General features: G+C 38.9%; 11 protein-coding genes and 1 riboswitch. All 11 genes read right to left on the bottom strand.

Annotated features, from left to right (window positions below; all coding sequences use genetic code 11):
• Window positions 1-79: 79 nt before the first annotated feature.
• The 11 genes from leuC to abc-f all read right to left on the bottom strand — a co-directional run bounded on the left by leuC (window position 80) and on the right by abc-f (window position 13,857).
• Window positions 80-1,495, bottom strand: coding sequence for a 3-isopropylmalate dehydratase large subunit (leuC, locus tag HNQ94_RS12730; RefSeq protein WP_174496775.1), 1,416 nt, complete (start codon window positions 1,493-1,495; stop codon window positions 80-82).
• An 87-nt stretch (window positions 1,496-1,582) separates the two neighbouring features.
• On the bottom strand, window positions 1,583-2,689 hold the full coding sequence (leuB, locus tag HNQ94_RS12725) for a 3-isopropylmalate dehydrogenase (protein ID WP_174496776.1): 1,107 nt from the start codon (window positions 2,687-2,689) through the stop codon (window positions 1,583-1,585).
• A gap of 51 nt (window positions 2,690-2,740) precedes the next feature.
• Window positions 2,741-4,285 carry a 2-isopropylmalate synthase gene (locus HNQ94_RS12720; protein WP_174496777.1) on the bottom strand — a complete coding sequence of 515 codons (1,545 nt, stop codon included), beginning with the start codon at window positions 4,283-4,285 and terminating at the stop codon, window positions 2,741-2,743.
• On the bottom strand, window positions 4,272-5,306 hold the full coding sequence (gene ilvC, locus HNQ94_RS12715; RefSeq protein WP_174496778.1) for a ketol-acid reductoisomerase: 1,035 nt from the start codon (window positions 5,304-5,306) through the stop codon (window positions 4,272-4,274). The genes HNQ94_RS12720 and ilvC overlap by 14 nt, the downstream gene beginning before the upstream one ends.
• Before the next feature lie 18 nt (window positions 5,307-5,324).
• Window positions 5,325-5,846 carry an acetolactate synthase small subunit gene (ilvN, locus tag HNQ94_RS12710; RefSeq protein ID WP_174496779.1) on the bottom strand — a complete coding sequence of 174 codons (522 nt, stop codon included), beginning with the start codon at window positions 5,844-5,846 and terminating at the stop codon, window positions 5,325-5,327.
• Window positions 5,843-7,615 carry an acetolactate synthase large subunit gene (gene ilvB, locus HNQ94_RS12705; RefSeq protein ID WP_376697748.1) on the bottom strand — a complete coding sequence of 591 codons (1,773 nt, stop codon included), beginning with the start codon at window positions 7,613-7,615 and terminating at the stop codon, window positions 5,843-5,845. The genes ilvN and ilvB overlap by 4 nt, the downstream gene beginning before the upstream one ends.
• 398 nt (window positions 7,616-8,013) lie before the next feature.
• Window positions 8,014-8,922 (bottom strand): branched-chain-amino-acid transaminase, encoded by a 909-nt coding sequence (gene ilvE / locus HNQ94_RS12700; protein ID WP_174496780.1) that lies wholly within the window; start codon window positions 8,920-8,922, stop codon window positions 8,014-8,016.
• A gap of 1,060 nt (window positions 8,923-9,982) precedes the next feature.
• Window positions 9,983-10,564: an energy-coupled thiamine transporter ThiT gene (gene thiT / locus HNQ94_RS12695; protein WP_174496781.1), complete on the bottom strand. Its 582-nt coding sequence runs from the start codon at window positions 10,562-10,564 to the stop codon at window positions 9,983-9,985.
• Between the two features lie 178 nt (window positions 10,565-10,742).
• A riboswitch (TPP riboswitch) is annotated at window positions 10,743-10,845 on the bottom strand.
• Between the two features lie 90 nt (window positions 10,846-10,935).
• The gene (locus HNQ94_RS12690) at window positions 10,936-11,553 is read right to left on the bottom strand and encodes an HD domain-containing protein (RefSeq protein WP_174496782.1); all 618 of its coding nucleotides are present in this window, start codon (window positions 11,551-11,553) and stop codon (window positions 10,936-10,938) included.
• 11 nt (window positions 11,554-11,564) lie between these two features.
• The gene (locus HNQ94_RS12685) at window positions 11,565-12,014 is read right to left on the bottom strand and encodes a GNAT family N-acetyltransferase (RefSeq protein WP_174496783.1); all 450 of its coding nucleotides are present in this window, start codon (window positions 12,012-12,014) and stop codon (window positions 11,565-11,567) included.
• A 22-nt stretch (window positions 12,015-12,036) separates the two neighbouring features.
• Window positions 12,037-13,857 carry a ribosomal protection-like ABC-F family protein gene (gene abc-f / locus HNQ94_RS12680; protein WP_174496784.1) on the bottom strand — a complete coding sequence of 607 codons (1,821 nt, stop codon included), beginning with the start codon at window positions 13,855-13,857 and terminating at the stop codon, window positions 12,037-12,039.
• Between the last annotated feature and the right edge of the window lie 7 nt (window positions 13,858-13,864).

The following is a 13,864-nucleotide window of genomic DNA, read 5'->3' as shown; positions in this document are numbered from 1 at the left end:
TAAGTTACTTCGCATTTTCTATCAAATCTGATACGAAATATTAACATCTCTAAGAAAAGAGCCTTTTTTCCTAAACGTATCAATTAAAAGCTGGTGTCTTATATTTTCTAACATCAACAAAGTGACCCTCAATTGCGGCGGCGGCTGCCATTTCTGGACTAACGAGGTGTGTTCGGGCTCCGTTCCCTTGGCGTCCTTCAAAGTTTCGGTTAGAAGTAGACGCACACCTTTCACCAGGTGGGACGACATCATCATTCATTGCTAGACACATACTACAACCAGCATCTCGCCAATCAAAACCAGCCTGTTTAAAGATAACATCTAAACCTTCTGCTTCTGCAGCTGCCTTTACACTATGAGAACCTGGTACAACGATAGCTTGAACGGCATGATTTACTTTCTTACCCCTTACTATTTCAGCAGCTTTTCGTAAATCACTTAATCTAGAATTTGTACAGGAGCCTATAAAAACATGATCAATTTTAACAGAAGAAATGGGCTGGTCAGCCTGCAAACCCATATATTCTAATGCACGTTCTGTTTCTTCTTTTGCACTAGCAGAAGTCACATCAGCTGGGTTTGGCACACATGCACTTACCGGAATACACATACCTGGATTTGTACCCCATGTCACTTGTGGTTCGATTTCTTCTGCATCAATTTCTACTGTCGCATCATACGAGGCACCCTCATCTGTTGCTAAGCTCCTCCACTCTTCTACTGCCTGTTCATACGCTTCTTCTTTTGGTGCATACCGCTTCCCACGCAAATATTCAAAAGTAGTTTCATCCGGACTAATCAGCCCTGCTCTTGCTCCTGCTTCTATTGACATATTACAAACCGTCATTCGTTCTTCCATAGATAAGGAGCGTACAGCATCTCCCGTATACTCAATTACAAATCCAGTACCGAAACGCACACCGTTTTTTGCAATAATAGCGAGTATTAAGTCTTTAGCTGTTACTCCTTTTCCTAATCGACCATTTACTTTCACGTTTAAAGTTTTCGGACGGACTTGCCATAATGTCTGTGTGGCCAAAACATGCTCGACTTCACTCGTTCCTATCCCGAACGCTAACGCCCCAAAGGCACCATGCGTAGACGTATGACTATCTCCACAAACAATTGTTTTCCCCGGCTGGGTCAGGCCTAGTTCTGGACCAATAACGTGAACAATCCCTTGGTCGGGGTGATTGATATCCGCTAACCTAATACCGAACTCCTCACAATTTTGCTTAAGTTTTTCCATTTGGGCCTTTGATATTTGATCCTTAATAATATGTCTTTCCCGAGTCGGCACATTATGGTCCATGGTCGCAAAGGTTCGATCTGGCCGACGAACTTTCCGATTATGAATACGTAATCCCTCGAAAGCTTGTGGGGATGTAACTTCATGAACTAAATGCAAATCAATATATAGCAAATCAGGTTTATCTTTTTCCTGATGAACTACATGCTTTTCCCAGATTTTTTCGACTATCGTTTTAGGCGCCATTTTACTCAACTCCTTTATCCCATTAACTTAAGTGTGGACGGACTTGAACTGTACCCCACATTCGTTAATGTTTTTAACCGTTTTATTTTAAGCGTAGCAACTTAGAATGCTTTCCGTAGCACTCTGAGAGGAAATAGCTTCTGCTACAAGACGAGTCATCTCCTTCGTACCAACTCTTTGACCATCTACAATGTGTAGGTCTGCTGTGTGATAACCGTATTTAAGTGTCTCCTCTACGGCCTCTTCTATTGCACAAGCTTCCTCTTCTAATCCAAAAGAATAACGTAGCATTAGTGCTGCAGATAATATCATGGCTAACGGATTGGCAACCGCTTTTCCAGCTATATCTGGAGCAGAACCATGAACTGGTTCATACAAACCGACTCCATCTTCCCTTAAACTAGCTGATGGTAGCATCCCTAATGAACCTGTTAATACAGAAGCTTCATCACTTAAAATATCTCCAAACATATTCTCGGTTACGATGACATCAAACTGACTTGGGTTTGTGACAAGCTTCATTGCAGCTGCATCTACTAAAAGATGCTGAACAATTACATCTGGATAATCCTTCTTCTTTTCTTCTACGACTTCCCGCCATAGTTTACTTGATTCAAGGACATTCGCTTTATCGACAGAAGTTAAATGTTTCCGACGTAGTCTAGCACTTTGGAATGCCTTCTCTACAATCCTCTCAATCTCTTTTCTCTCATAACTAAGCGTATCAACTACTGACTGCCCATCTTCGCTTCTTTCACTCGGTGTTCCGAAGTAAAGGCCACCTGTTAATTCTCGAACAATTAGTAGGTCACTTCCTTTTACAACCTCTTCTTTTAAAGGGCTGGCATGTAAAAGCTGGGAAAATCCTTTAATTGGTCTTAAGTTAGCAAAGAGTCCCAACTCTTTTCGTATTCCTAACAACCCTTTTTCTGGTCGAAGGTGTGAAGGGAGTTGATCCCATTTTGGACCACCAACGGCTCCTAACAAAATCGCATCAGCTTTCTTACAAGCTCTTACTGTATCTTCCGGTAGAGGTGTTCCATGCAGGTCTACAGCTACACCTCCAATATCAGCTGTTTGATACGTAAACGAATGGCCAAACTGATCTGACACAGCCTCTAAAATAGCTCGAGCTGCATCCATCACTTCTTGACCAATTCCGTCCCCGGGAAGTAAAACAATATGCTTTTTCATAACTGATCCCCCTTTTCATTTGTGACACCAAACTTCTCGAACTAAGTTAGATTAAATATGCGCCGTTTCCCTTTTTACCCGACTTTCTTGAATTAACATTCGATTAACTGCGTTCAAAAAAGCATTAGCAGACGCCTCCAAAACATCCTGAGCAGCACCACGCCCACTCACTGGATTGCCATTAACATTTAATTTCACATGGGCTTCTGCTAGTGCATCTCGCCCACCGCCAATAGAACTTATATGATAGTCTGTTAAGTGGATTTCTTCTTGGATAAGCGCCTCTAGTGTGTTGTAAATGGCCTCCACACTTCCCTGCCCTGTTCCGGCCGTCTCCACCCGAATTCCTTCTGGTGTGGTGAGTGCGACTGTTGCTGTCGGTATATTCGAAGAGCCATATTGAACTTGAAATGCCTTTAATGCATATTTTGGAACATCAACGGAATCCGTTTGTAAGTCAATTAGTATGGTAAATAAGTCATCATCTGTGACTTCTTTTTTCCTATCAGTCAGTAGTTTAAAGGCTTCAAAAGCCTCTTTTAACTTCATTTCTGATAGATCATAACCAAGCTGCTGTACTTTATCTTTGAAGGCGTGTCGGCCAGAGTGTTTCCCTAGAACTAGATTGTTAGACTTAATTCCTACCATTTCAGGTGTAATAATTTCATACGTGGATGCTTCCTTTAGTACACCGTCCTGATGGATACCAGACTCATGTGCAAAGGCATTCCGTCCAACAACTGCCTTATTAGGCGGAACCATCATTCCCGTGAATTTGCTTACTAAGTCACTAGTACGTTTAATTTCCTTTAAAACGAGGTTTGTTTGGTAATCATATTTGTCATTGCGTATTTTCAGTGCTACTGCAACTTCTTCTATAGCTGCGTTTCCCGCTCGTTCACCAATTCCATTAATCGTTCCCTCGATTTGGGTCGCCCCATTCTCAATAGCTGCAATAGTATTAGATACAGCCATTCCAAGATCATCGTGGCAATGAGCAGACAAGGAAACTCGATCAATATTCGGAACATTTTTTCTTACATAACGGAACATCTGTCCATAATCATCAGGAGTCGTATAACCTACCGTATCCGGCAAATTAATAACTGTAGCTCCTGCATCAATTACTTTTTCAATAATCGTACAAAGAAAGTCCAAATCTGATCTACTTGCATCCTCTGCAGACCATTCCACATGAGTAAATTTTTGTTTTGCATAAGAAACCATGGAAACAGCTGTCTGGATTACTTCTTCCGGTGTTTTTTTAAGTTTATAAGTCATGTGGATTGGAGAAGTGGCTAAAAAGATGTGTAGCCTTGGTTCGGCCGCATCCTTTAACGCCTCCCATGCGATATCGATATCGGACTTCGTAGCTCTAGCTAAACCTGTAACGGAAGTGTTTTTAATTGTTCTAGCAATTGTCCGAACTGCTTCAAAGTCTCCCTTTGATGAGGCTGGAAATCCAGCCTCCATAATATCTACACCAAATCGTTCTAACTGTTTAGCAATTTCTAATTTTTCTAATTGATTCAAATTTACACCCGGAGATTGTTCACCATCGCGAAGTGTTGTATCAAAAACTTTAATTTGAACCATGTGTCACCACTTCCTTTTTCGATTTAGTAGTAGACCGTTTAACAAATGGCATTAACTCTCGTAACTCACGGCCTACCTGCTCGATTGGATGGTTTTTCTCCTTTTCATTAATGGCATTAAACTGTGGTCGATTCACTTGATTTTCTAAAATCCAACCTTTCGCAAATGCTCCTGATTGTACTTCAGTTAAAATTTCTTTCATTCGTGCTTTCGTATCTTCATTCACTACTCTAGGTCCAGATACAAAATCACCCCACTGTGCTGTATCGGAAATGGAGTAACGCATATATTCCAAGCCACCTTCATACATAAGGTCAACAATAAGTTTTAACTCATGCATACATTCAAAATAGGCAACTTCTGGTTGGTAACCCGCTTCTGTTAATGTTTCAAACCCAGCCTTCACAAGACTCGTGAGTCCTCCACAAAGTACTGCCTGTTCTCCAAATAGATCTGTTTCTGTTTCCTCTTGGAAAGTTGTTTGTAACACACCAGCTCTCCCAGATCCAATTCCTTTTGCATATGCTAAAGCGAGCGCCTGTGCATTTCCCGTTACATCTTGATAAACACCATATAAGGATGGAACACCAGCACCTTCTTCAAAAGTTCTCCTTACTAAATGTCCCGGTCCTTTTGGTGCGACCAAAAAGACATCTACATTAGGTGGTGGGACAATCTGATTGAAGTGAACATTAAACCCATGCGCAAAAACTAGCGCATCACCTGTTTGCAGATTCGGTTTAATATGCTCTTCGTATACTTTAGGCTGATGTTCATCTGGTAAAAGCACCATCACAACTTGGGATTGGGAAACTGCCTCTGCCACCGTAAATACAGCTAATCCATCTTCCACAGCCTTATCCCATGATTTACCTGGCCTTAAACCAACAACAACATCATAACCACTTTCCTTTAAATTCTGTGCATGCGCGTGACCCTGTGACCCATAACCAACAACAGCAATTCTTTTACTTTTTAACACCTCATCTTGAATATCATTGTGATAAACAACCTTTGCCATTTTTCATCATCCTTCCCCTTATTTTAATAACGAATATGGTGCCAACTCTGTCACCTGCGGCTGATGACCTCTTAAGAAAGCTGTCAGCCCTGTTCTTGCTAATTCTTTAATCCCATATGGGCGTAATAATTCAATCAGTGCCTCGACTTTGTCTGTCTTCCCTGTTACTTGAACAGTCAGACTATCTTTACTAACATCTATAATGGAAGCCCGAAACGGTTCAATCATGCCTTGAATTTCATTTCGTATTTGGCCATTACTGACTACTTTTATTAATGCTAATTCCCTTGCAACAATTGCTTTATCTGTAATGTCTGACACCTTTAAAACGTCTATTTGTTTATTTAACTGTTTCATTAACTGTTCAAGTTTCTGACTATCTGCCACCTCTACTACAAATGTCATTCTTGAAATACTATCCGTTTCTGTCCTTCCGACTGATATACTTTCAATGTTAAATTGTCTTTTTTGCAAAAGACCTGTAATACGATTTAACACACCACTGCGGTTTTGAACAGTAGCTGTAATTATTCGCTTCATGGCTTCACCCCTATCATTTCGTGAAGACCTTTGCCCGGAGCAATCATTGGATACACATTCTCTTCTCGCAAAACCCGACAATCCATTAGTACTGGCCCATCGTATTCAAACACTTCAGGTAAAACACGAATGAGGTCTTCTTGATTATCAATTTTCATTCCGCGAATTTGATAGCTTTCAGCAAGCTTAACGAAATCTGGTTGTACGTGTAAGAGGGACTCAGAATATCTCTTTTCGTAAAAAGTTTCCTGCCACTGCCTTACCATTCCTAAGGATTCATTGTTGACAATAATGACCTTTACAGGGAGTCTTTTTTCTTGTAGGATTGATAATTCTTGTAGAGTCATTTGAAAGCCACCGTCTCCGACTAATGCAACTACTGTTTTTTCGGGTTCAGCTAACTGTGCCCCAATTGCTGCCGGGAAGCCAAATCCCATTGTGCCAAGCCCTCCTGAAGTAACCCATTGGTTAGGCTTCGAAAAGGTGTAGTATTGAGCAGCCCACATTTGATGTTGCCCTACATCAGTAGTTACAATTGCATCTCCATCTGTCACTTTATGAATTGCTTCAATAAGCCATTGTGGCGATAAATCCTTCTCTGAATTGGTATACCAAAGTGGATACTCCGCCTTATTGCTTTTCAGTTTTTCCATCCAAGCACCATGTGTTGGCGAGGTAGACATCTGTGATTTCAGTTCGAGTAGAGCTTCTCTTGAATCTGCCACTATTGGTATGTGTGTAACAATGTTTTTACCAATTTCAGCAGGGTCAATGTCGATATGTGCAACAGTAGCTTTTGGTGCAAAATGCTTTAAGTTACCAGTTAACCGATCATCAAATCGGGAACCAATATTAATGAGTAAATCACATTCATATAAAGCCATATTAGCTGCGTAGGTTCCGTGCATACCTGCCATACCTAGTGATAAATCATGATTACCAGGAAAAGAACCTAATCCCAATAATGTCGTCGTAACAGGTAGCTGATGCAGTTCAGCAAATTCTTTTAACTGATCGGAAGCAGAACCGTGTAAAATACCAGCACCAGCAAGAATAATTGGCTTTTTCGCCCTAGCTATTGCATCCGCTAGCTTCCTAATTTGCAGTGGATTTGGCTTGGTAGTAGGTTGGTAGCCAGGGAGGTGATAGTGAGTGTTATAAGGTCCCTCTGATATACTTGCTGAGATATCTTTAGGGATATCAACAACTACCGGCCCCTTTCTTCCTGTAGAAGCAATATGAAAAGCCTCCTTCATGATCCTTGGTAAGTCTTCTAAAGACTGAACCTGGTAATTATGCTTCGTAATAGGTGTTGTAATCCCCATTACGTCCGCTTCTTGAAAAGCATCTGTTCCAATAACTGTTCTGGCAACCTGACCTGTAAAAACTACTAACGGTAAGGAATCCATCATGGCATCAGCAATTCCTGTAACTAGGTTGGTTGCACCTGGACCAGAAGTAGCGATAACTACACCAGGTTTTCCGGATACACGAGCATAGCCTTCTGCCGCGTGTATTGCTCCTTGTTCATGTCTAGCTAAAATATGGTGGAAAGATTTCCTCGCTTTATAAAGAGCATCATAAATAGGTAACACTGCTCCACCCGGATATCCGAATAATGTGTCAACCTCCTCTTTGATTAAACATTCCACGAAAAGATCGGCACCTGTTTTAGGCTCTGAGCCGGTATAAACCTCCGACTTTGCTTCTACCTTCACTTTTATCCCTCCTAATCCCAATTTCATTTTGAAGACAGAAATTTTTCCCATCTTGTCAAAAACTAAAAATAAAAAGACCTCTTCTCCCTAAACTGCACATGTGCAGAATATAAGGGGAGAAAAGATCTTTACTTTTCACGGTACCACCCTAGTTCACAGTCCTCTTTCGAATACTGCCTCACGAGGCTAATTAAATGTCTTTGCCTCTTTGGTAACAGGTGCTCTGGTGAACACCTGGCTAAGCCTAATGAGTTAACTGTTCAGCTTAGCACTCAGGGACGATGTCGGAATAAGCTGTATTTCCGGGCTTCCAGCAACCCCGGATCTCTGTGAATACAGGCCCTTATTCCTTTATTCCCGTCATCGTTTTTATGCCATATCATATTTTTGCATTTAGCTAGTTTTGCTTCTTTATCCATAGCAATCACTTGCTGTGTTTTTAACCCTCCTTAAATTACTTCTGCATTACTTTTCGTTACGGGGTAGCACTGAACACCGTCTGTTTTAACGATATTTCGAAATGCTGATAATAAGTGCTTGGTAACTTTTCCTGGTGTACCATCTTGAATTTTTCGACCATCTACTTCTACAACCGCAATTACTTCTGCAGCTGTACCGGTTAAAAAGACTTCATCCGCTACGTAGACATCATGCCTTGTAAATGGCTCTTGCCTCATGTCGTAACCATACTCTTTTGCTAAATCGATAATTGCATTTCGGGTAATACCTTCTAGAGCACCTAAGTAAACAGGTGGTGTATAGATGGTTTCATTTTTTACGATAAAAATATTATCCGCTGAACCTTCCGTAACATAACCTTGATCATTCAACATAAGTGCTTCATCTGCATTTGCCTGATTTGCTTCCAGCTTTACTAGAATATTATTTAAATAGTTAAGTGACTTAATTTGCGGACTTAGAACATCTGGACGATTACGACGACTTGATACCGATGCTAATCTTAAGCCACGTTCATATAATTCTTTCGGGAATAGAGCGAGTGCTTCTGCAATGATAATTACTCTTGGATTGTTACAGTGAGTTGGATCTAAACCAAGGTTTCCAACTCCTCTTGAAACCACTACTCTTATATAGGCATTATCGAGTTGATTTTTACGAACAGTATTTACAATTGCTTCTTCCATATCCTCCTTTGAATATGGGATTTCAAGCTTTATTGATCTTGCTGATTCATACAGTCGTTTTAAGTGTGCATCGAGTTTAAAAACGTTCCCGCTATAAACACGAATACCTTCGAAGACCCCATCTCCGTACAAAAATCCATGATCGTAAACTGAAACGACAGCATCTTCTTTTCGAACAAATTCGCCACTTAAAAAGATCCACTGACTGCCCATACAAACACTCCTCTCTATTTGAAATATAAAATCACTTCTGTAGGTGTACCAAAAATTCGTTATTTAGTTAAAGGATTAATGCGTTTATTTACTAAAATATATTGGTAAAGAAAAACCTTATGCTACATCTTCCAATTTGAAGTTGTCACACAAGGATGAATAAGCGTAATAACTAAAGAATTCAAGGGAAAATCTTTGGCTTATTTTTCCTAACAAATTTAATGTTGTCGATAATAATAACTCCATTTTTAAGCAAGGTCAACAGTTAAAATGAAAAAATTCTGATTATTTTAATAAATCAGAAAAATGGAAAACGCTTACATAGTTGTGGCACAAGAAAAAGCAGCTATAGATAGGCTGGAGCATATTTTTTTGTAACCTGTACAGACTGATGAGTCGCTCATCTAAATGGTAAGGAATAATATGTAAAATACTCATTTTTTCATCTTGAAACAGCAGATTTATTTCTTTTTAGTAAAGCTGTTTTCCATTAGACTTTTGTTTTTCACAACAGATGGAAAATAGTTACTTTGAAAGCAGCTGGGTGCTATCCAGCCGCTCCGGCAGAATACTTCGCCTTCCTCGGCCACGGCCTCAGCCTCCTCACGGAAAAACACCGTTGAGGGGTCTTCAGACACGTGCTGGCCCGCAGGATCTACGTATTCTACCTACGCTCACTAGTAATTTTCTGATTAAAGATTAATGATAATCATAAATCCATCTTCTGAGAGTTCCATACTTATCACTTTGTCTATATATTGACTATGTACAAACCAACCATTAGTACTTTCAATTAAAACAAGTCACAAAGCACATGCTCAGCGCGAGCCAGCGGAAAGCGAAGTGTATTTCCGTAGCGGTCAGATAAAAGCAAATTAAGTTACTTCGCTGTTTAAGTAAACAGGGAAAACAACGACAATTTTTACGACTTAAATAATGTACAGCATTTCTGACTGGTTCCACAAAAAAACTCCCAAAGATAAGATCTTTAGGAGTTAAAAAGTGTTAATATCGAATAGATTGCCAATACAAAGCCACAAAAATTTCCCTTACATTTTTATTACTTAGATGCTACGTATTTTTTAGGAAGTGCAGGCATTAACAGGAATAATAGAACGATACAGATTCCAGTTGAAATGGACATATAGCCACCATTATATCCGAGTGAGTATAAGACAACTGGTGTACCTTCTGGAGCATATTCAGCAAAAAATACTATCCCAGCAACAAAATGACAAATAAATCTTAACAAACCACCAATTAGTGTACCTAGAATAATGTAGGACACCCATTTTTTTGCATTTCCGTTTAACAGTCCTTGTTGTATTTGTTTTGCAAATACCCCAGCCAGACCAACTACAGTAAAGGCAACAAAATACTCCAGAAACGCCTGAACCGGAGTCGCAATCCATGGTTGACCTAAAATTAGCTGAAGACCACCAAATAGAAATCCTGTTAGTAAACCGCCCTTAATCCCCCAGCGGTAAGCCATAATAAATATAGGCAGCATACCAATTGAAACGGATCCACCTTGCGGCCAGAATCTACCTGTCAAAAACCCTGATAATTCATCAAGAAGATAAGCAAGTGCTGAAAAAATTGCAATTTCTACTAAAAATAAAACTTTAGAATTATTCCTCATATTAAATTCCTCCTCATATTCTAGTACATTAGAAGAACTTGGCTTGTCGCCAAGTCCTTATGGCGAAAGCCTTAGTTTTTCTTATACTTTGATCCTTTAAGAAAGTTAAACTTTCTAAAGTAAAACAAAAAAGCAAAGCATGGCGCAAGGACGCGCAATGCTTTGCTTTATACACAAATGTCCTTAACACCACAATCCCTACGCAAGTACTAACTTACAGGTTCAAAGGGTCAAGAACTCCATTGTTCAATCTCAGCCAATTGGCTCCCCTTTGTGGCAATTATCTATTCACTTTTACATTCAATATACTACGTTACTATTATTCTTACAACCAATTTCCACGTTTTATGCAAACAAAATCGTAGAATTACTTACCCTATACTTTCTTTATATTTAGTGACGTCCACTCCCGAATGGATTAATTTCTCTTCACCATCTTTTTCAATTTCCTTTTTAAGGTCGTCTAAAAAGGAATCAAATTCTGTATGTTGACCTAGCAAAAAGGTCATGCCTTTTTCCACTTCAAGCCATGTGGAAATGTCCGCTTCATTATGCTGAATTTGAGCTTCCAGCTTATCCAAAGCATTGGCTACTTTTGCTTCGTTTGATTCTTTTCGTTCAAACTCCATCCATAAATCAAACAGTTCCTGGCCTATATCCTCTGGAAGCATTTCTTTTATTTCTTCCATTGCTTTTATTTCATTTTCTAGCTTTTCCAGTTTGTTCGCTTGGTTATTTATTGTGTCAAACGCAGGAATGTCCCCAGCCTTCACTTCTACTAAATCATGAATAACAATCATTTTTAATAGCTTTTCTATATCAATCTTCTGTTTCAGTTTTTTCTCTACTAAAATAGCCATAAGGGAGACTCTCCATGTATGCTCTGCCACACTTTCTTTTCTACCATCTGATAGCCAACTATGCCTAATTTCTTTTTTTAAACCTTCTCCTAATTTGATTACTTGTAAAATTTTTTCAACATCATTCATTAGATTGCCCCCTATATTGTTTTCCAGAAATGCACTTGATTTTCTTCTACATGGGAAAAAATATAACCATGGCTTTTGTACAGTTTTATTGGGTTTTGCCATTCTTTATTTGTTTCCAACACAATTTTTCGATAACCAAAATTCTTCGCATACTTTTCAAGTTCTTTTAGCATTATCGTCCCATAACCTTTTTTTCGATGCTTATTGGAAACGGACATTCTAACAATTCTACTCGTTTCAACATTCTCCTTTTTTAATGCTCCTGTCACAACGACTTCACCATTGATTGTCCCAACCAAAAATATATTTCCATCTGGTTTATACGTTTCTAAAATAGTATATAAATCTGGGTTAAACTCTGATTTAACAACTCCAAAATACTCAAGAAAACCCGCATTAATTACATCAATAGCAGCATCTACCGTTTCTTCTGTGATGACTTTAATGGATAATTGATTCATCATTCCCACTCTTTCTAATGAGTTACTCTTTTAATTGCTCTATTCGTAATTTTGTTTCCTTAATTTCATCCCAGTAAGTAGAATGCTCGAGGATAGACGACTCATCCATCGTCATCAACTCTACTAAACGGAACTCAAGTTTTTCTCTCTCGTTTTTCATCCACTGTTTTTTCCCACTATCGACCTTGTTTTTGAGATGATCCACAAAATCCGGATAACTCCCACGATAATCAACAATTTGTTTTCCATCTATAAAAAGAATGCGGTTTGCCACTTTTTTTATAAAATAACGATCGTGAGATACACAAATTATAGCACCAGGATATGATTGAAGTACGTCTTCTACTGTCTCTCTCGTATCTATATCTAAGTAGTTAGTAGGCTCATCAAGCACTAAAAGATTTGCTTCACTAAAGTATAGCTTCAAAAAAGCAGCACGGCATTTTTCACCCATACTTAAATCTGCTATTTTTTTGAATACTGCATCCCGCTTAAACATAAACGACCCTAGAATAGTCCGTGCCTCTGTTTGGGTCATTTCCGGTAGAGAAAGCAGACTTTCCAATAAGGTTTCTTCTTTATTCAGAACAGCTAGCTCTTGATCAAAATAACCTATTCTAGTTTGAGGATTCCTTTTAATCACCCCTTCTTTTGGGTCCATCCTATTTATCAATAGCTTTAATAAAGTTGATTTCCCAACACCATTAGGACCAATAACCGCAATTCTATCTTCTCGATTGATGGAAAAACTAACATCACCAAATAATTCCTTCTCCTTATAGGAGAAAGAGAGGTCTTGAATTTGCAGTAACGTTCTTGCGGAAAAGCCACTACTATTTAGAGTCATATTTAACCCTTTATCCTGTTTTGGCTTCTTAGCTCCCTCTTTTTCCAACCGATCAAGCTCTGATTCTTTCGCTTTGAATCTTGATACATTTTTATTGGCTTTTGCTCTAAGGAAATCATCTGTACCAGCTGCTGTATGTGCTTTTTGGAACCACTGCTGGTATCTTCTGATAGTGGCCTCTAGTTCTTGCTTTTTCTTTTTATATTTTTGATAATTTTTTTCCTGCGTTTTATACTCTATTTCCTTTTGTTCTTTGAAGGAAGTATAACCACCCGGATAAAGCTTACAGCCTTGTGTCGTAAGTTCATAAATGGAATGGGCTGTTTTATCTAGAAAATAGCGATCATGCGATACAAATAAAACCGCTCCATCATAATTATTTAACCATCCTTCAAGCCATTCCATTGTCTCCTTATCTAAATGGTTTGTTGGTTCATCCATTAAAATAAACTTCGGTTCCTTTATTAAAAGTTTTGCCATTTGTACTTTCGTTTTTTGACCACCACTTAACTGATGAAAAGGTACATCCCAAACTGTTGAATCTATACCCGTCTGTAACAAAGCTCTTTCTCCGACGAGTTCGATATCATATCCCCCGAGTTCTAAAAATTTCTCAAAGTTTTTTTCATATAATTTCCACACTTCTTCACGATTTGAATCGTTTTCATGTAGCTTGTTCTGGTAGTACTCCACCTTCTCCTTTAATTCAAACCAACTAGGGAAAACGTTTAATATAAATTCCTTAGTCGTCATTCTTTTAGAAACGTCTGGTGATTGTTCGAGTAAACCCCATTCCTCTTTAGGAACCTCCACATGAATATCACCATGTTCAAAAGAGAGTCGCCCCAACAATCCTTTGATTAAGGTTGTTTTTCCTACGCCGTTTCTACCATAAAGTGCTACGTGCTCTCCTTTTTTTATTTCTATACTTACATTTTCAAATAGCGTTTCTCCATTTACCTCTTTGCGCAAATTTTTCGTTTTCAATATATACATATAATTA

It is taken from the genome of Salirhabdus euzebyi, from assembly GCF_014207435.1.
Taxonomy (GTDB): domain Bacteria; phylum Bacillota; class Bacilli; order Bacillales; family Alkalibacillaceae; genus Salirhabdus; species Salirhabdus euzebyi.
The sequence above is the reverse complement of the archived record's forward strand: the minus strand, read 5'-3'. Positions and strand labels throughout refer to the sequence as shown.

Excerpts from the sequence above, each read along its gene's own strand:
- leuC (WP_174496775.1), bottom strand. The coding sequence starts at position 1,495 with ATGGCGCCTAAAACGATAGTCGAAAAAATCTGGGAAAAGCATGTAGTT.
- leuB (WP_174496776.1), bottom strand. The coding sequence starts at position 2,689 with ATGAAAAAGCATATTGTTTTACTTCCCGGGGACGGAATTGGTCAAGAA.
- HNQ94_RS12720 (WP_174496777.1), bottom strand. The coding sequence starts at position 4,285 with ATGGTTCAAATTAAAGTTTTTGATACAACACTTCGCGATGGTGAACAA.
- ilvC (WP_174496778.1), bottom strand. The coding sequence starts at position 5,306 with ATGGCAAAGGTTGTTTATCACAATGATATTCAAGATGAGGTGTTAAAA.
- ilvN (WP_174496779.1), bottom strand. The coding sequence starts at position 5,846 with ATGAAGCGAATAATTACAGCTACTGTTCAAAACCGCAGTGGTGTGTTA.
- ilvB (WP_376697748.1), bottom strand. The coding sequence starts at position 7,615 with ATGGGAAAAATTTCTGTCTTCAAAATGAAATTGGGATTAGGAGGGATA.
- ilvE (WP_174496780.1), bottom strand. The coding sequence starts at position 8,922 with ATGGGCAGTCAGTGGATCTTTTTAAGTGGCGAATTTGTTCGAAAAGAA.
- thiT (WP_174496781.1), bottom strand. The coding sequence starts at position 10,564 with ATGAGGAATAATTCTAAAGTTTTATTTTTAGTAGAAATTGCAATTTTT.
- HNQ94_RS12690 (WP_174496782.1), bottom strand. The coding sequence starts at position 11,553 with ATGAATGATGTTGAAAAAATTTTACAAGTAATCAAATTAGGAGAAGGT.
- HNQ94_RS12685 (WP_174496783.1), bottom strand. The coding sequence starts at position 12,014 with ATGAATCAATTATCCATTAAAGTCATCACAGAAGAAACGGTAGATGCT.
- abc-f (WP_174496784.1), bottom strand. The coding sequence starts at position 13,857 with ATGTATATATTGAAAACGAAAAATTTGCGCAAAGAGGTAAATGGAGAA.